The organism is Variovorax sp. GW822-FHT04A09, from assembly GCF_058801005.1.
This window is the reverse complement of the sequence record NZ_JBXAMV010000006.1, coordinates 104491-121638: the sequence shown is the minus strand read 5'-3', so window position 1 is coordinate 121638 and position 17148 is coordinate 104491. Positions and strand designations below refer to the sequence as shown.

Genomic DNA, 17148 nt, shown 5'->3' with positions numbered 1-17148 from the left:
CACGGACCATGACAACCACAAGACCCTTCCGCTTCGGCCTGCGCACGCTGCTGGCCGCCTGCTCCCTGACCGCACTGGCAACGGCCAGCCACGCACAACAGGCCGACGGCTACCCCGACAAGCCCGTGACGCTGGTGGTGCCCACCGCGGCGGCCGGCGGCACCGACACCATCGCGCGGCTGATCGGCGACGGCCTCGGCAAGATCCTGAAGCAGCCCTTCGTGGTCGACAACCGCCCGGGCGCCAACGGCATCCTCGGCAGCGAGGTGGTGGCGCGTTCCACGCCCGACGGCTACCGGCTGCTGTTCACCTACGCCGCGACGATGGTGGTGAACCCCAGCCTCTACAAGAAGCTGCCCTACGACCCGCTGAAGGACTTCATGCCGATCGCCCAGGTCGGGCGCGGCGGCAACCTGCTGCTGGTGCGCAAGGACCTGCCGGTGAAGACCATCCAGGAGTTCGTCGCCTACGCCAAGGCGCGCCCCGACAAGCTCAGCTACTGCTCGTGGGGCAACGGCTCGGGCGGCCACCTGGCGATGGAAAGCCTGAAGAAGCAGGCCGGCCTCGTGATGACGCACGTGCCCTACAAGGGCAGCGGCCCCTGCGTGCAAGACTTGGTGGGCGGCCAGGTCGATGCGGCTTTCGCCGACATCTCCTCGACCGTGGAGATCGTGCGCGCCGGCCGCATCCGCGCGCTGGCCAACAGCGGCCCCTCGCGCATCCCGATGCTGCCCGACGTGCCCACCATGACCGAGAGCGGCTACCCCTTCACCACCTACGCCTGGTACGGCCTGCTGGCACCGGCCAAGACGCCGCCGGCGATCGTGAAGAAGCTCAACGAGGCCGTGAACCAGGTGCTGCGCGACCCCGCGGTGGTGCGCCGCATGTACGAGCTGAACTTCAACGACCTGCCGCAGAACACGCCCGAGCAGTTCACCGCCACCATCCGCAGCGACCTGCGGGACTGGGGCGCGCTGGTGAAGGACATCGGCCTGACGCTCGAATGAACGCCTGAGCGCCCCTGACCAAGGGTAAGCAACATGGTCGGGCGGCGGCGCTTCCCACACACTGCGCCGTGACAGGCACGGTTTCTGCTCATCGGCTGCGCGATGGCAACTGCGCCAGCGCGCACCATGACCGAGCTTCTTCACTTCAGCCGACAACTCACCGCCGAAGCCCAGGCGCAGGCCTCGGGCGTGGGCGCCTGGGACCAGCACTACGAGCAGCTGTCCAACGGCCGCTTCGAGGGGCTGGCCGAAGACCTGCACCTGGACTTCGTGCAGGTCTTCCACGAGCGCGCCAACCAGACCGTGCTGCAGCGCGGCCGGGGCCGCCCCGGCGCCATCGCCTTCGCGCTCACCGAGACGGCCGCCCCGGGCAGCTGGTACTGCGGCCACGACCTGGGCGGGCGCCAGCTCAGCGCGCTGCCGCCGCGGGGCGAGTTCGAGCTGCTGGCCGGCGCCGGCATGGACCTGATGGCCGTGTGCGTCGACACCGAACCGCTGGCCAAGCTGGCCACCACCCTGTTCGGCCCCGACTTCGAGCTGCGCATGCCTGCGCCCGCGCCGGTGCAGCACCCCGGCTTCGACGAAACCGCCTTCACCCGCCTGCTGGGCGCCGCCCTGTCGCTGGCGCGCGACAACCTCGCGCAGCTCGAACAGCCGGCCGCGCGCCACATGCTGTCGCTGTCGCTGGCCGACGCGGTGCTGCAGTGCATGGGCTCGAAGGCCTTCGAGGCCCGGCTGCCCGCCAGCACGGCGGCGCGCCGCCACATCGTGGCCAAGGCGCGCGAGTACATGCAGGCGCACGCCGACGAGCCCATCAGCGTGCCCGACCTGTGCGCGGCCACCGGCGTGTCGCGCCGCTCGCTGCAGTACGCCTTCGAGGACGTGCTGCACCTGAGCCCCGTCACCTACCTGCGCGTGATGCGCCTGAACCGCGTGCGCTGCGAGATGCAGGCCTGCCGCGACGACACCATCGGCGACATCGCCGCGCGCTGGGGCTTCTGGCACCTGTCGCGCTTTGCCATCGACTACGCACGCCTGTTCGGCGAGCTGCCGTCCGCCACGCGCGCGCGGTGGTTTGCCAAATCTTGATAACGCCCGCGCCGGCGGCGCTCTTACCTTCGCGGTTGTCCACCACAACACGCGAAGAAGGATGCAGCCATGCGCAGCAGCTACCACCGAACGCCCGGCCGCGGCGCCGCACGGCGTCTCCTGGGCACCGCCCTGGCCTCTGCCCTGGCGCTCGCCCTCGGCCCCCTGAGCATTGAACCGGCCCTGGCCCACGGCGGCGCGGCCCACATGGTGCCGCTGAAGAAGACGGTGGAAGACTTCGGCGGCACGCTGCGCTGGGACAGCTTTGCCAACGTGTTCACCGTGGCGCGCAACGGCACGCTGGTGCGCCTGAAACCCGGCTCGAAGACGGCGCTGGTCAACGGCCAGCCGATGCAACTGGACGTGCCCGTCGTCATGCGCAAGGGCGCGGCCTACGTGCCGCACGACTTCGTGAACCAGGTGTTCCAGTCCAGCCTGGACAAGACCTTCGTGGTCGAGCGCGTGCCCAACCCGCTGAACCCGCTCACCGAGGCCGAGATCCAGGCCACGCTCGAGGTGCTCAAGGCCTCGGGGCGCCACAAGGCCGGCCTGCGCTTCACCGAGATCAGCGTGAAGCGCCCGCCCAAGGACGAGGTCTGGAACTTCGCGCTCACCGGCCAGCCCGTGCGCGCGCCGCGCCAGGCGGCCTTCGTGGCGCTGGACGGCAAGAAGGTCATCGAAGGCACGGTCGACCTCGCGGCGCGCACGCTCACCGCATGGAAGCCGATCGAGGGCGCGCACGGCATGGTGCTGCTGGACGACTTCGCCACCGTGCAGACCGCCATCGAGGCCAGCCCCGACTACGCCAAGGCGCTCGCCACGCGCGGCATCGCCGACGTGAAGAAGGTGGTCGCCACGCCGCTCACCGTGGGCTACTTCGACGGCAAGGATTCGCTGCGCCAGGAAGACCGCCTGCTGAAGGTCGTGAGCTACCTGGACGTGGGCGACGGCAACTACTGGGCGCATCCCATCGAGGGCCTGGTGGCGGTGGTCGACCTGGAACAGAAGAAGGTCATCAAGATCGAGGACGGCGGCCTGGTGCCCGTGCCGCTCAAGCCCACGCCCTACGACGGTCGCGACCGCGCGGCCACGCCGGCGCCCAAGCCGCTGGAGATCACCGAGCCCGAAGGCAAGAACTACACGATCACCGGCCACACGATGCACTGGCGCAACTGGGACTTCCACGTGCGGCTCGACTCGCGCGTGGGCCTGGTGCTGTCCACCGTCACCTACAACGACAAGGGCACCAAGCGCAAGGTGATGTACGAAGGCTCGCTGGGCGGCATGATCGTGCCCTACGGCGACCCCGACACCGGCTGGTACTTCAAGGCGTATCTCGACTCGGGCGAGTACGGCATGGGCACGCTCACCTCGCCCATCGAGCCGAACAAGGACGCGCCGCAGAACGCCGTGCTGCTGGACGCCACGCTGGCCGACTACACCGGCGCCCCCACCAAGGTGCCGCGCGCCATCGCGGTCTTCGAGCGCTATGCCGACCCCGAATTCAAGCACCAGGAAATGGGCAAGCCCAACATCAGCACCGAGCGGCGCGAGCTGGTGGTGCGCTGGATCAGCACGGTGGGCAACTACGACTACCTGTTCGACTGGGTGTTCGCCGAGAACGGCACCATCGGCATCCACGCCGGCGCCACCGGCATCGAGGCCGTGAAGGGCGTGAAGGCGCGCACCATGCAGGACCCGACGGCCGCCGAGGACACGCGCTACGGCACGCTGCTGGACCACCACATCGTCGGCACCACGCACCAGCACATCTACAACTTCCGCCTCGACCTGGACGTGGACGGCGAGCAGAACACGCTCACCGAGGTCGACCCCGTGGTGCTGCCCAACACGCGCGGCGGCCCACGCACCAGCACCATGCAGACGGTGCAGCGCACGGTGCGCACCGAGCAGCAGGCGGCGCAGAAGTTCGACCCCTCGACCATCCGCCTGCTGAGCAACCCGTCGCGCAACAACAAGGTCGGCAACCCGGTGTCGTACCAGCTGGTGCCGTACGCGGGCGGCACGCACCCGATCGCCAAGGGCGCGAACTTCGCGAAGGACGAGTGGATCAACCACCGCCTGAGCTTCATGGACCGCCAGCTCTGGGTGACGCGCTACGACCCCGAAGAGCTGTTCCCCGAAGGCAAGTACCCGAACCGCTCCAACAAGGACACGGGCCTGGGCCAGTTCACGGCCGACAACCAGGAGATCGTGAACACCGACAACGTGGTGTGGCTCACCACCGGCACCACGCACGTCGCGCGCGCCGAGGAGTGGCCGATCATGCCCACCGAGTGGGTGCATGCGCTGCTCAAGCCCTGGAACTTCTTCGACGAGACGCCGACGCTGGGGCTGAACCGGCCTGCTGCGAAATGACTACATCCGACGAGGCCATCGGCCGCTACGAAGACCTGATGACGCTGGCGCCCGCGCTACAGGCGCCGACCTACCGCCAGATGGACCGGCTCTACGCGACGCGCGCGATCCGGCGCGGCACGCAGGTGCATCCGCTGCCCGAGGGCAGGCCCATCGACGCGCAGCGCTTAGGCATCGACGGCTTCATGGCGCGCAACCACACGGCCGGCCTGCTGGTGATCAAGGACGGCCATGTCGTGCTCGAGCGCTACGCCATGGGCAACGACGCGGCGACGAAGTGGCTGTCGTTCTCGGTCGCGAAATCGCTGACCTCCACGCTGGTCGGCGCGGCCGTGAAAGATGGCCACATCGCCAGCCTCGACGACCCGGTGGTGCGCTACCTGCCCGCATTGAGTGGCTCGGCCTACGACGACGTGACGGTGAAGCAGGTGCTGCAGATGAGCTCGGGCGTGGCCTGGAACGAGGACTACCTCGACGCCGACTCCGACCGGCGCCAGCTGATGCGCGTGCAGCTCACGCGCGAAAAGGGCGCGGTGCTGGCGTTCATGGCACAGCGCCCGCGCGTGGCGCCGGCGGGCACGCGCTTCAACTACAGCACCGGCGAGACCTGCCTGGTCGGCGAGATCCTGGCCAGCGCGATCCGCCGGCCGATCAGCGACTACCTCTCGGAAAAAATCTGGGCGCCCTTCGGCATGGAGGCCGATGCGTACTGGCAGCTCGATGCGGTCGATGGCCAGGAGTTCACCGGCAGCGGCGTGAACGCCACGCTGCGCGACTTCGGGCGCTTCGGCCTGTTCGTGCTCGGTGGTGGCGTGGCCGGCGGCCGGCAGGTGCTGCCCGACGGCTGGGTGGCCGACGCCACGCGCGTCGATGCGGCCAGCCACCTCGCGCCCGGCACGCTCGCGGGCTTCGAACCGATGGGGTACGGCTACCAGTGGTGGACCTTCCCGACCGGCGCGAAGGCACTGCCCGAACTCGACGGTGGCCTGTTCGCCGCGCTCGGCATCTTCGGCCAGCAGGTCTACATCCATCCGAAGGAACGGCTCGTGGTCGCGATCCACAGCACCTGGCCGGCGCCGATCCACCCGCCGAGCCTGGTCGAGACCGATGCGCTGCTCGGCGCACTGACCGCCGCGCTGCGCTCGTAAACAGAGCGTGGCGCACGCCACGCCCTGCAATGCGTCAGGAGAAGATCACCTGCGCGTCGGTGTACTCCTTCAACCCTTCTTCCGCGAACTCCACACCGAGCCCCGAGCCCTTCACGCCGCCGAAGGGCGCGTTGGGCTGGATGGCGCCGTGCTTGTTGATCCACACCGAGCCGCATTCCAGGCGCGACGCGATGCGCCTGGCGTGTTCGATGTCCTTGGACCACACGGAACCGCCGAGGCCGTTCTCGCTGTCGTTGGCGGCGCGGATGGCCTCTTCGACGTCGGTGTAGCGGATGACGGGCAATGCGGGCCCGAACTGTTCTTCGTCGACCAGCGCATCGCCGTTCTTCAGGCCCGCGACGATGGTCGCGGGGAAGAACAGGCCCTCGCCCGGCTCGCCGCCCGTGAGCACCTGGCCCTTCTTTTTCGCGTCGGCCACGAGCCGTGCGACCTTGTCGAACTGCATGCGGTTCTGCACCGGGCCGAGCACGTTCTTCTCGTCCATGCCGTCGCCCATCGGCACCTGCTTCGCAAAGGCCGCGAGGTGCTCGCACACCTCGTCGTGGATGCTGGCGTGCACGTACAGCCGCTTCATGGCCGCGCAGGTCTGGCCGTTGTTGAGGAACGCGCCCCAGAACAGGCCTTCGGCGATGGCCTTGGGGTCGGCGTCGGGCAGCACGATGCCGGCGTCGTTGCCGCCGAGTTCGAGCGTGAGCCGCTTCATGGTGCTGGCGGCCGACTGCATCACCTTCTTGCCGGTGGCGCAGGAGCCGGTGAACACGATCTTTCGGATGACGAGGTCGCTCGCCATGTCGGCGCCGAGGTTGGAGGTGCGATCGTCGCAACTCACGCTGTTGACCACGCCTTCGGGCAGCACCTCGTTGAGCAGCTCGACAAAGCGCAGCGTGGCCAGCGGCGTGTAGGGCGAGGGCTTGATGACGACCGTGTTGCCCGTGCGCAGCGCCGGCAGCACGTGCCACACGGCGATCAGCACGGGGAAGTTCCACGGCGTGATCGAGCCGACCACGCCCACGGGCTTGCGGAAGATCTCGACGTGGCCCTGCGCGTTGTCCTGCAGCACGCGCGGCGGCAGCGAGAGCGCCGCGGTGGCGCCGGCCCAGGCCGCGGCGCCGCCCAGCTCCCAGCGCGACCCCAGGCCGTTGAGCGGCTTGCCCTGCTCCAGCGTGAGCAGGCGCGCGAGTTCTTCGGCATGCGCGCCGATCTTCTCGGTCACGGCGCGGCAGGCCGCGGCCAGTTCGTCGTCGGATTGGCGCGACCAGCTCCTGAAGGCTTTTTGCGCGGCGGCCACGGCGGCGGCGAGGTCGTCGCGCGAACCGTTCGGCGCGGTGCCGATCACCTGGCCATTGGCGGGGTTGCGCACTTCGAAGGAGGCCGTGCCTGGCACTGCGCGACCGCCGATCGTCATTCTTGTCTCTTGCATTGCTTTGTCCTGGTTGGGTTGACGCTGGCGCGCGCCGCCGCAGGGTGGGCGCGCCGGGTCACTGTAGGAAAAGCAGGGGCCGGCGTCTTGGAGCCAGGCGTCAGCGAATGGACTCAGGCGTCAGTGCGTCAGGGGTCCGAGTGCCAGGCGCCCCGGCGGCACGCCGTAGCGCTTGCGGAACTCGCGGTAGAAGAACGACAGGTCGTTGAAGCCGCAGTCGTAGGCAACCACCGCGATGGCCGGCGCGGGGCCGCCCTGCCGGGCCGCCGCATCGAGCGCGGCGCGCGCCGCCGCCAGCCGGGTGTCGAGGATGTGCCGGCTCGGCGAAACACCCAGCGCCTCGAAGGCCCGCTGCAGCAGCCGCGGCGACACGCCCAGGTGGCGCGCCAGTTCGCCCGCGTGGAAGGCCGGGTCGTGGAACTGCAGCGCCACGTGGTCCATCGCGCGGCGCAGCACGCCCTCGCCGGCGCTGCGCGACAGCAGCGCGGGCGCCTGCCGCGCACGCTCGACCAGCACCGAGCCGAACACGCCGAGAAAGGCCTCGACCAGGTGCGCGTCGTCGGACTGCCCGCTGTCGAGCAGGCGCGCGAGGATGGCGCGCATCGCGAAGCCCAGCGCGTCGCCGCGCCGCACGCACACGCCGCCCTGCAGCGTGGGACCGAAGCGCGCGAGCATGTCGGCGCGCGGCAGGTGCACCGACACCTGCTGCGAGCTGGCGCCGTCGTAGACGAACTCCGAGGGCCGCGCCGAATCGATCAGCACGATGTCGCCGGCCTGCACCGCGATCTGCTGCGCGCCCTGGCACATGAGCGCGCCGCCGTGGTCCTGGAACACGAGGAAGAAATGCTCGCGGTCGTCGCGCCGGATGGCCTGCGCATCGCGGTGCACGCGCTGCAGGTTCTGGCCGATGAGCGCCACGTCGACACCGCCGGCGCGCCGCACCTCGATGCCGCCCGAGACGGTCTGCTGGCGCGGCATGGGCACGGGCGTGAAGTTGCCGCACACGGCCTGCAGGCGCGGGCCGACGAGCTCGAACGGCATCTCGGCGCGCATCCGCGGCGTCAGCGGGCCGCCGCTCAGGTGCGCGGGCGAATCGAAGAAAGAAGCGCTCACAGAGGGTGTCTCCTTGCAGGGCGCCGGGCCAGCGCTCAGTCCTCGTCCATGACCCGCGAGCGGCCGAACCAGAAGCCGAGCACCAGGCCGACCGTGCCGGCACCGATGCCGCCCCACAGGCTCAGGAAAGTGTAGACGTTGTAGCGCCCCGGATGCTGCGCGAGCGCACTCGCCAGTGCGGGTTCGTTCAGGCCGCCGAGCCCGCGCGCGGCGGCGTAGTCGAAGCCCGCGGCGCCCAGGAAATGCGGCGCCACGAGGATCGGCAGCGCCGTGAAGAACGGAAACCACGCGCCGCGCATCCGGCGCCAGCGCATGAAGATCGCCGCGACGAGCAGCACCGCGCCGACCGCGACGGTGCCCAGCGCGAAGGGCTGACGCGCGAGCGGCAGCAGCCAGGGCCAGATCCATGGCAGCGGGTACAGCGGCCATTCGGCGCGCGGTGCGAGGCCGCCCGGTCGCGCGACGACCGACCAGCCCAGCGTGTCGAGGCCGCTGAACACCAGCGCCGACACGCAGGCCACGGCCGCGACGAGCAGGCACACGCTGCGAAACGGCGAGGCGCTGCCCTGCAGGAAGCCGGGCGAGGGCTCGGGCGGCAACGCCGGCGACCGGGGCCAGCCCGACTGCCAGTGCCGCACGACGATCGACGTCGGCACCGGCGGCGGTGCCAGGTCACCGCGCACCAGCCAGTCGATGAACAGGACGCCGACCGAGAAGGCCATGACCGCCGTGAGCCATGCACAGACGCCCGGCATGTCGACGAAGCCGGCCGGCGTCAGCATCGGCAGCTGGCCGTAGGCCACGCCCGCGAAGCCGTAGAGCCAGATGATCGGCACCGACAAAGCCATGGCCGTGTGCATCAGCACCGCGTCGGTCTCGGCCGACTCGTGGCGCAGCGCCTGCGCGCGCGACCACGCCTCCCGCCAACTCACTTCGCCAGGGCTTTCAGTGCCATCTTGATGCCGTCGCTCACGCTCGCGTCCTTCGGCAGCGCCTTCAGCGCGAGCGCGGCTTCCTTGTCGCTGTAGCCCAGCGCCACCAGCGCCTGCAGGATGTCGGCCTGCGCGTCGGACGCGGCATGCGCCGGCAGGCCGATGTCGGCGCCCAGCTTGCCCTTGAGCTCCAGCAGCAGCCGCTCGGCGGTCTTCTTGCCGATGCCCGGGATCTTCACGAGCCGGCCCAGCTCCTGCGTGGTGATGGCCTGCGCCAGCTCGCCCACGCTCATGCCCGAGAGCAGGCCCAGCGCGGTGCGCGGGCCCACGCCGGTGATCTTGATGAGCTGGCGGAACGCCGCCCGCTCCTCGGCGGTGCCGAAGCCGTAGAGAATCTGCGCGTCCTCGCGCACGACGAAGTGCGTGAGCAGCGACACCTTCGCGCCGACGTTGGGCAGGTTGTAGAACGTGCTCATCGGCACGTCGACCTCGTAGCCGACGCCGTTGCAGTCCACCACCACCTGCGGGGGGTTGCGCTCTGCGAGCGTGCCGGTCAGTTTGCCTATCATGGGTGCCCTTTTTCCTTGAAATGTCCGGCGTGATTCTGCGACACACCTTTACCCCCCTGAACAATTCGCGCCTCGGCCACCTGTGCGGCCCGCTGGACGCGCACCTGCGCCGCATCGAGGACGCCCTGGGCGTGAAGATCGCGCACCGCCACGAGCAGTTCAAGGTCGACGGCCCCAAGGCCCCGGCGCAGCGGGCCATGGAGGTGCTGCAGGCGCTGTACGAGATCGCCCAGCGCGCCATCGACCCGGCCGTGGTGCAGCTCACGCTGGCCGGCGACGGCTCGATGAGCGACGAGGACGCGGCCATGCTCGTCACGCGCCGCGCCGACCTGCGCGCGCGCACGCCCACGCAGGCGCTGTACCTGGACAACATCGCCAAGCACGACATCACCTTCGGCATCGGCCCGGCCGGCACCGGCAAGACCTACCTGGCCGTGGCCTGCGCGGTCGATGCGCTGGAGCGCGCGGCGGTGCAGCGCATCGTGCTCACACGCCCGGCCGTGGAAGCGGGCGAACGCCTGGGCTTTCTGCCGGGCGACCTGACGCAGAAGGTCGACCCCTACCTGCGCCCGCTGTACGACGCGCTGTACGACCTCATGGGCTACGAGAAGGTGCAGAAGGCCTTCGAGCGCAACGTGCTCGAGATCGCGCCGCTGGCCTTCATGCGCGGGCGCACGCTGAACAACGCCTTCGTGATCCTCGACGAGGCGCAGAACACCTCGGTGGAGCAGATGAAGATGTTCCTCACGCGCATCGGCTTCGGCGCCAAGGCGGTGGTGACGGGCGACGTGAGCCAGATCGACCTGCCCAAGCAGCAACTCAGCGGCCTGATCGACGCCGAGCGCGTGCTCAAGCGCGTGGCCGGCATCGCGACCACGCACTTCACGAGCGCCGACGTGGTGCGCCACCCGCTGGTGGCGAAGATCGTCGATGCCTACGACGGCCAGCGCAAGCGCTCGGGAGGCCACTGAGATGGCGGCCTCCTTGCTTCCGGCCCTGTCGCTGTCGCTGCAGTTCGGGCGCTTCAAGGGCGTGGAGCGCCACCGCGCCGCGCTGCCGCGCCACAGCGTGAACCGCTGGATCCGCCACGCGCTGGACATCGACGGCGAGATCACCGTGCGCATCGTCGATGCCGAGGAGGGCCAGCGCCTGAACCGCGAGTTTCGCGGCAAGGACTACGCGACCAACGTGCTCACCTTCGACTATGCGCAGGGCCCGGTCGTGATGGCCGACCTGGTGCTGTGCGCGCCCGTGGTGGCACGCGAGGCCAAGGAAAACCGCAAGACGCTCGCCGCGCACTACGCGCACCTGCTGGTGCACGGCACGCTGCACGCGCAGGGCTGGGACCACGAGACCAGCGAAGCCGACGCGGACGAGATGGAAGCGTACGAGATCGAGATCCTCGCGGGCCTGGGCATTCGCAGCCCGTACGGGCGCTGAGCGGAGGCCGCGTCAGTGTCGGACACCGATCCCTGGTTGCCGCGCTGGCTGCCGCTGCTGCGCGCATGTGCCGGCGACGGGCCGGTGCTCGAACTGGGCTGTGCGGCCGGTCGCGACACCGCCACGCTGGTCGACGCCGGCTTGCGGGTGGTGGCGGTCGAGCTGTCGTCCGATGCCCTGGCGCAGGCGCGGCAACACGTGCCGGCAGGCGCCGAGTTCCACTGCGGTGATTTCCGCGACGCCTGGCCGCTGGCGGAGGGCGCCACGGTCGGCGCCGTGCTCGCCAGCCTGTCGCTGCACTACTTCGCGTGGGACGAGACGCTGGCGCTGGTGCGGCGCATCCACCGCGTGCTGCGGCCCGGTGGCGTGCTGTTGTGCCGCCTCAACTCGGTCAACGACCGGCATCACGGCGCGCGCGGCCCGTCGGCCAGCGGGCGGGACGAGGATTTTTTCTACACGGTGGACGGCATTCCCAAGCGCTTCTTCGACCGCGCCGCGGTCGAGCGGCTGTTTGCCGACGGCTGGCAACTGCAGCACCTCGAGGAGGTGCGCGTGCTGCGCTACGACGAACCGAAGGTGGCGTGGGAAGCGGTGATCCGCCCCGCGCCGTTCACGCCGTCATCTGCAGCGGGATCGTGACCGGCCCGTCGTTCAGCAGGTGCACCTGCATGTCGGCGCCGAATTCGCCCGTTGCCACCACCGGGTGCGCGCCGCGCGCCTGCGCCACGAAGTACTCGTAGAGCCGGCGGCCCTCGTCGGGCGGCGCCGCGAGCGTGAAACTGGGGCGGTTGCCGCCGCTCACGTCGGCGGCCAGCGTGAACTGGCTCACGACCAGCAGGCCGCCGCCGATGTCCTGCACGCTGCGGTTCATCTTGCCGGCCTCGTCCGAGAAGATGCGCAGCTTGAGGATCTTGGCGAGCAGGCGGTCGGCCACGCTGTCGCCGTCGCCGCGTTCGGCGCACAGCAGCACCAGCAGGCCGGCCTCGATGGCGCCGACGGTCTGGCCCGCGATGTCGACGCGGGCGTGGGCGACGCGCTGGAGCACGGCTTTCATGGGTGGTGGTCCTCGAGTCGGGTGGCGCGCGCTTCCATGGTGAGCGGCAGCAGTTGAATGGTCACGCGCAGGCCGGGCACGGCGTCCATGAGCGACTGCTCCAGCTCGTCGCGCAGGTTGGCGGCGCGCTGCAGGGTCCAGTCACCGGGCACGTGCATGTGCAGGTCGGCAAAGCGGCGCTGGCCGGCGCCGCGCGTCACCATGTCGTCGAAGCGCAGGCGGTCGCCCTCGGCATGGTTGGCGGCGAAGGCGTCGAGCGTGGCGCGCACGGTGGCGAGCGTCTCGGCGTCGAGCGCCTCGTCCATCAGGCCCTGCGACGAGCGCCACACGAGCTTGAAGCCCTCGCGCACGATGTTGAGCGCCACGCCGATGGCGATCAGCGGATCGAGCCAGAGCCAGCCGCTGAAATGCACGGCCACGATGCCGACCAGCACGCCGACCGAGGTCCAGACGTCGGTCATCAGGTGACGCCCGTCGGCCTCCAGGGCGATGGAGCGGTGCGCGCGCGCCGCGCGGAACAGCACGAACGCCAGCGCCGCGTTGAAGCCCGAGCTGATCACCGACAGCGCCAGGCCCCAGCCCAGCTGCTCCAGCGGCTGCGGCGACAGCAGCCGCAGCACCGACACCCACAGGATGGCGACGGCGGCGGCCACGATCAGCAGGCCCTCGAAGCCGGACGAGAAGTACTCGGCCTTGTGGTGGCCGTAGGGATGGTCCTCGTCGGCCGGGCGCTCGGCGATGGTCACCATCGCCAGCGCGAACATGGCGCTCGCGAGGTTGACGCACGATTCCATGGCGTCCGAAATCAGGCCCATCGAGTTCGTCAGGTAGCCGGCCCATCCCTTCAGGAGGATGGTGATCAGGGCCACCGCGACAGAGACGCGAAGCAGCGTTTTAGGGGTCAACGTCATGCAGAAAGAACAAGATCAGGTAAAAAGGGCCTGTGCGGGCGGGCATTACGTCGCAGGAATCGGCTGAATTATCAGCCGCGTGACCATATGTAACGCCTTCGCCTTAATATTTGCGCTCATTGCGAAGCAATCAGTCACAGAGAGGCAAATGATGAAGAAATTTTTGACCGCCGCCCTCGGGCTCGCCATCGTCGGCGCAGCCACCCTGGCCCAGGCCCAGGCACCCGCTGCGGCGCCCGCAGCAGCAGCCGCGCCCCAGCAGGCCGGCTTCGTGAAGACGGTGCGCGGCAACGTCCAGCTGCTCGACAGCGCCGGCGCCACGCGCATGGCGGCCCCCGGCGACGCGCTGGGCGCGGTCGATCGCATCGTGACCGGCCCGGATTCGTCGGCGGCCGTCGTGCTGCGCGACAACACCACGCTGATGGTCGGCCCGTCCTCGCGCATGGACCTGAAGGAATTCCACTTCGACGGCACCACCCGCGACGGCGGCATGCTCGTGTCGCTGCTGCGCGGCTCGATGCGCATGATCACCGGCCTCATCGGCAAGACCAACCCCGACGCCGTGCGCGTCGAAACCCAGACCGCCACCATCGGCATTCGGGGCACGGACTTCATCGTGCAGACCGACGGCCAACCCTGAAAAGATGCAGACACCGCCACGCCGCTCCCCCCTTCTTCCCGCGACCGCGCTGGTCGCCCTTTTGTTGGCCGCCTGCTCCTCGCCGGGCACGCGCGTGGTGCTCCTGCCCCAGGCCGACGGCACACCCTCCGCCGTGGTGGTGCGCGCCAAGGACGGCGAAGAAGTGCTCTCCAAGCCCTACCAGCGCGCCACGGCGGCGGTGGGCGCGAGCGGTGCGCCGGTGGTCGACCAGGCCGACGCGGCCAAGGTCCAGGCCGAAAACAAGCCCCTGTTCGACATGCGCCCGCCGATTCCGCAGCGCTACACGGTGTTCTTCGAGGTGGGCACCACCACGCTGACGGCGGCGTCGCAGCAGATCATGACCGAGGCGCTGGCCGCCGCGCTGGCCCGCAGCGGCGGCGACATCGTGGTGACCGGCCACACCGACACCAAGGGTGCCGGCGAGCAGAACGACCAGCTGTCGCGCCGCCGTGCGCAGGAAGTGGTGCAGTTGTTCGTGGAACGCCAGTTCCCCGCGAACCGCATCGAGGCCGTGGGCCGCGGCGAACGCGACCTGGCCGTGCCGACCGCCGACGAGGTGGACGAGCCCCGCAACCGGCGCGTGACCATCGAGGTCCGCTGACCCCGCCGCCCTGCCCCCATTGAAAAAGGCCCCGAGGGGCCTTTTTTCTTGCGATCAGCTCAGGGTCACCCGCGCGAACTTGCGCTTGCCGACCTGCACCACGTAGCTGCCCGCGGGCAGCTTCAGGCCCTTGTCGGACACCACGACCGAGTCGATGCGCACGCCGCCGCCGTCGATCAGGCGGTTGCCTTCCCCCGACGAAGCCGCCAGGTTGGCCTGCTTGAGCAGCTGGCCGATGCCCAGCGGGGCGCCGCTGAGCGCCACCTCGGGAATCTCGTCGGGCACGCCGCCCTTGCTGCGGTTGATGAAGTCCTGCTCCGCCGCATCGGCCGCCGCCGCGCTGTGGAAGCGCGCGGTGATTTCCTTGGCCAGCGCCACCTTGGCGTCCTTCGGGTTGCGGCCGGCCGCGATCTCGGCCTTCAGCGCCTCGATCTGCGCCACCGACTGGAAGCTCAGCAGCGTGTACCAGCGCCACATCAGCGTGTCGGAGATCGACAGCACCTTGGCGAACATGCTGTTGGCGTCCTCGCTGATGCCGATGTAGTTGCCCTTGCTCTTGGACATCTTCTCGACGCCGTCGAGCCCTTCGAGCAGTGGCATAGTGAGTATGCACTGCGGCTCTTGGCCGTATTCCTGCTGGAGATGACGGCCGACGAGCAGGTTGAACTTCTGGTCCGTGCCACCCAGTTCGAGGTCGCTTTGCAGCGCCACCGAGTCGTAGCCCTGCATCAGCGGGTACAGGAACTCGTGCACCGAGATCGACTGGCCGGCCTTGAAGCGCTTGTTGAAGTCGTCGCGCTCCATCATGCGCGCCACCGTGTACTTGGCCGCCAGCTGGATCATGCCGCGCGCGCCCAGCGGGTCGCTCCACTCGGAGTTGTAGCGGATCTCGGTCTTCGACTCGTCCAGCACCAGCTTGGCCTGGGCGAAGTAGGTCTCGGCGTTGGCGCGGATCTGCTCGGCCGTGAGCGGCGGGCGGGTGCTGTTGCGGCCCGAGGGGTCGCCGATCAGGGAAGTGAAGTCGCCGATCAGGAAGATCACGCGGTGCCCCAGGTCCTGGAGCTGGCGCATCTTGTTGAGCACCACCGTGTGTCCGATATGAATATCCGGTGCGGTCGGGTCCAGGCCCAGCTTGATGCGCAGCGGCTTGCCGCTGGCTTCCGCCTTCTGGAGCTTCTTGACCCACTCGTCCTGCGGCAGCAGCTCGTCAGCGCCTCGGAGGGATATTTCGAGGGCTTGTCTTACACCATCGGAGAGGCTGGTGGATGTAACAGATTCGGCGTTCATGGGCTTTTTTGGCGGTTTTTCCGGTGGCCGAAGCTATACTCAGCCCGACTTTTCAAGCGCCGGATTCTAAGCGGCGCTTTTTTCCGCACCGTCTCCTGCCGCCCTGAACGCACTGGGCCTTGCAGCACGGACCTGCAGAACCTGAGTTGGAATCCACAGTTTGATCAACGGCATTCTCGCCGCCGAGGAGCTTCTCGCTTCCCGCGTGGCCTACACATTCCGGACGTACCCCAAGCAGATCACCGCAGCGATCGCTGCGATGCTGCTCAGCGCCGGCACCCTCGCGGTCGCCTCGCTCGGTCCCGACGCGTCCGACCTCCCCATCCAGCAAGTGCTCGAAGCCACCGCGCCGGTGTCTTTCGCCGACCAGTCGGCGTCGCTCGAGAACTTCAGCTTCACGCTGTTCCGCACCGACGTCTCGCGCTCCAGCGACACGGCGGAGGCGCTGATGAAGCGCCTGGGCATTTCCGACCCCGCCGCCACCGCCTTCGTGCGCGGCAACGCCGAGGCGCGCATGGCGCTGTTCGCGCGCGTGGGCCGCACCGTGACGGCCGAAGCCACGCAGGAAAACCAGCTGCAAAAGCTGAGCGCCCGCTGGATTCCCGACGCCGACGGCGGCTTCAAGCGTTTCGTCGTCGAGCGCACGCCCACCGGTTTTGTCGCCCGCACCGAGCGCGACATGCTGACGCCGGGCACGCGCCTGGCCAGCGGCACCATCCGCAGCTCGCTGTTCGCCGCCACCGACGACTCGCGCATTCCCGATGCGGTGGCGAGCCAGCTGGCCGACATCTTCGCGGGCGACGTCGACGTGCGCTCGCTGCGCAAGGGCGACCGCTTCGCCGTGGTCTACGAGACCTTCGAAGCCGACGGCCAGGCGCTGCGCAGCGGCCGCGTGCTCTCGGCCGAGTTCGAGAACAACGGCAAGGTCCACCAGGCCGTCTGGTTCCAGCCCCCGGGCGCGGGCCAGAAGGGCAGCTACTACCGCCCGAACGGCGACAGCCTGCGCAAGGCCTACCTGGCTTCGCCGGTCGAGTTCTCGCGCGTGTCCAGCGGTTTCGCGATGCGCATGCACCCGATTTTGAACAGTTGGCGCCAGCACAACGGCATCGACTACGCGGCGCCCACGGGCACCGCGGTGCGCACGGTCGGTGATGGCACGGTCGATTTCGCCGGCACGCAAAGCGGCTACGGCAACATCGTCATCATCAACCACCGCAACAACCAGCAGACGGCCTACGCCCACCTGAGCCGCATCAACGTGAAGGCCGGCGAGAGCGTGAGCCAGGGCCAGACCATCGGCGCCGTCGGTTCCACCGGCTGGGCCACCGGCCCGCACCTGCACTTCGAATACCGCGTCGGCGGGGCCTACCAGGACCCGACCACCATCGCGCAGGAAGGCGGCGCACCGATCACCGCCGCCCTGCGTCCGGCCTTCGAACGCATCGCCGTGGGCGCGCGCACCGAACTGGCTGCTGCCTTCTCGGTGATCCAGGCCAGCGCCGACTGAGCCTCGACG

General features: G+C 69.4%; 17 protein-coding genes. 10 read left to right on the top strand and 7 right to left on the bottom strand.

The genetic code is table 11. The features are described 5' to 3' along the window. Positions 1 to 8 precede the first annotated feature (8 nt). From AC1RLW_RS26220 to AC1RLW_RS26205, 4 genes are all read left to right on the top strand, one after another. Positions 9 to 1007 carry a Bug family tripartite tricarboxylate transporter substrate binding protein gene (locus AC1RLW_RS26220; RefSeq protein ID WP_493195648.1) on the top strand — a complete coding sequence of 333 codons (999 nt, stop codon included), beginning with the start codon at positions 9 to 11 and terminating at the stop codon, positions 1005 to 1007. Positions 1008 to 1133: 126 nt separating this feature from the next. Beyond that, the gene (locus tag AC1RLW_RS26215) at positions 1134 to 2096 is read left to right on the top strand and encodes a helix-turn-helix domain-containing protein (RefSeq protein ID WP_062479263.1); all 963 of its coding nucleotides are present in this window, start codon (positions 1134 to 1136) and stop codon (positions 2094 to 2096) included. Positions 2097 to 2165: 69 nt separating this feature from the next. Continuing rightward, positions 2166 to 4475, top strand: a complete 2310-nt coding sequence (gene tynA / locus AC1RLW_RS26210) for a primary-amine oxidase (protein ID WP_493195647.1) — start codon at positions 2166 to 2168, stop codon at positions 4473 to 4475. After that, a complete protein-coding gene (locus AC1RLW_RS26205; RefSeq protein WP_493195646.1) occupies positions 4472 to 5623 on the top strand; it encodes a serine hydrolase domain-containing protein in 1152 nt (383 codons plus the stop codon). The genes tynA and AC1RLW_RS26205 overlap by 4 nt, the downstream gene beginning before the upstream one ends. Positions 5624 to 5657: 34 nt before the next feature. On the opposite strand, the gene AC1RLW_RS26200 is transcribed toward AC1RLW_RS26205, so the two are convergent. The 4 genes from AC1RLW_RS26200 to ruvA form a co-directional block, all read right to left on the bottom strand. Beyond that, the gene (locus tag AC1RLW_RS26200; RefSeq protein ID WP_493195645.1) at positions 5658 to 7064 is read right to left on the bottom strand and encodes an aldehyde dehydrogenase family protein; all 1407 of its coding nucleotides are present in this window, start codon (positions 7062 to 7064) and stop codon (positions 5658 to 5660) included. A 120-nt stretch (positions 7065 to 7184) separates the two neighbouring features. Continuing rightward, on the bottom strand, positions 7185 to 8177 hold the full coding sequence (locus AC1RLW_RS26195) for a helix-turn-helix domain-containing protein (RefSeq protein ID WP_493195644.1): 993 nt from the start codon (positions 8175 to 8177) through the stop codon (positions 7185 to 7187). Between the two features lie 35 nt (positions 8178 to 8212). Then, a complete protein-coding gene (locus AC1RLW_RS26190) occupies positions 8213 to 9109 on the bottom strand; it encodes a hypothetical protein (RefSeq protein WP_493195643.1) in 897 nt (298 codons plus the stop codon). Then, positions 9106 to 9678, bottom strand: coding sequence for a Holliday junction branch migration protein RuvA (gene ruvA / locus AC1RLW_RS26185; RefSeq protein ID WP_056577514.1), 573 nt, complete (start codon positions 9676 to 9678; stop codon positions 9106 to 9108). The genes AC1RLW_RS26190 and ruvA overlap by 4 nt, the downstream gene beginning before the upstream one ends. A gap of 20 nt (positions 9679 to 9698) precedes the next feature. Between ruvA and AC1RLW_RS26180 the strand changes: the two genes are divergently transcribed. Genes AC1RLW_RS26180 through AC1RLW_RS26170 form a run of 3 tightly spaced genes read left to right on the top strand, consistent with a single transcriptional unit; the run spans position 9699 to position 11757 of the window. Continuing rightward, positions 9699 to 10649, top strand: coding sequence for a PhoH family protein (locus AC1RLW_RS26180; protein WP_172438305.1), 951 nt, complete (start codon positions 9699 to 9701; stop codon positions 10647 to 10649). A gap of 1 nt (position 10650) precedes the next feature. After that, positions 10651 to 11118: an rRNA maturation RNase YbeY gene (gene ybeY / locus AC1RLW_RS26175; RefSeq protein ID WP_062479245.1), complete on the top strand. Its 468-nt coding sequence runs from the start codon at positions 10651 to 10653 to the stop codon at positions 11116 to 11118. 15 nt (positions 11119 to 11133) lie between these two features. Then, a complete protein-coding gene (locus tag AC1RLW_RS26170; protein ID WP_493195642.1) occupies positions 11134 to 11757 on the top strand; it encodes a class I SAM-dependent methyltransferase in 624 nt (207 codons plus the stop codon). On the opposite strand, the gene dtd is transcribed toward AC1RLW_RS26170, so the two are convergent. Both dtd and AC1RLW_RS26160 read right to left on the bottom strand, forming a co-directional pair. Then, positions 11729 to 12172 (bottom strand): D-aminoacyl-tRNA deacylase, encoded by a 444-nt coding sequence (dtd, locus tag AC1RLW_RS26165; RefSeq protein ID WP_062479238.1) that lies wholly within the window; start codon positions 12170 to 12172, stop codon positions 11729 to 11731. The two genes, AC1RLW_RS26170 and dtd, sit on opposite strands and share 29 nt — an antisense overlap. Then, positions 12169 to 13083: a cation diffusion facilitator family transporter gene (locus AC1RLW_RS26160; protein WP_390348432.1), complete on the bottom strand. Its 915-nt coding sequence runs from the start codon at positions 13081 to 13083 to the stop codon at positions 12169 to 12171. The genes dtd and AC1RLW_RS26160 overlap by 4 nt, the downstream gene beginning before the upstream one ends. Before the next feature lie 148 nt (positions 13084 to 13231). Here AC1RLW_RS26160 and AC1RLW_RS26155 point away from each other — a divergent pair, with 148 nt between their 5' ends. Together AC1RLW_RS26155 and AC1RLW_RS26150 are read left to right on the top strand one after the other, a co-directional pair. Beyond that, positions 13232 to 13723 carry a FecR family protein gene (locus AC1RLW_RS26155; protein WP_493195641.1) on the top strand — a complete coding sequence of 164 codons (492 nt, stop codon included), beginning with the start codon at positions 13232 to 13234 and terminating at the stop codon, positions 13721 to 13723. A 4-nt stretch (positions 13724 to 13727) separates the two neighbouring features. Next, positions 13728 to 14345 carry an OmpA family protein gene (locus AC1RLW_RS26150; RefSeq protein WP_390348430.1) on the top strand — a complete coding sequence of 206 codons (618 nt, stop codon included), beginning with the start codon at positions 13728 to 13730 and terminating at the stop codon, positions 14343 to 14345. 54 nt (positions 14346 to 14399) lie between these two features. Here the strand turns inward: AC1RLW_RS26150 and tyrS are convergent, their stop codons facing one another. After that, on the bottom strand, positions 14400 to 15632 hold the full coding sequence (tyrS, locus tag AC1RLW_RS26145; protein WP_493195640.1) for a tyrosine--tRNA ligase: 1233 nt from the start codon (positions 15630 to 15632) through the stop codon (positions 14400 to 14402). Between the two features lie 160 nt (positions 15633 to 15792). On the opposite strand from tyrS, the gene AC1RLW_RS26140 reads away from it, so the two are divergent. After that, positions 15793 to 17139 (top strand): M23 family metallopeptidase, encoded by a 1347-nt coding sequence (locus AC1RLW_RS26140; protein WP_062479224.1) that lies wholly within the window; start codon positions 15793 to 15795, stop codon positions 17137 to 17139. Positions 17140 to 17148: the final 9 nt, after the last annotated feature.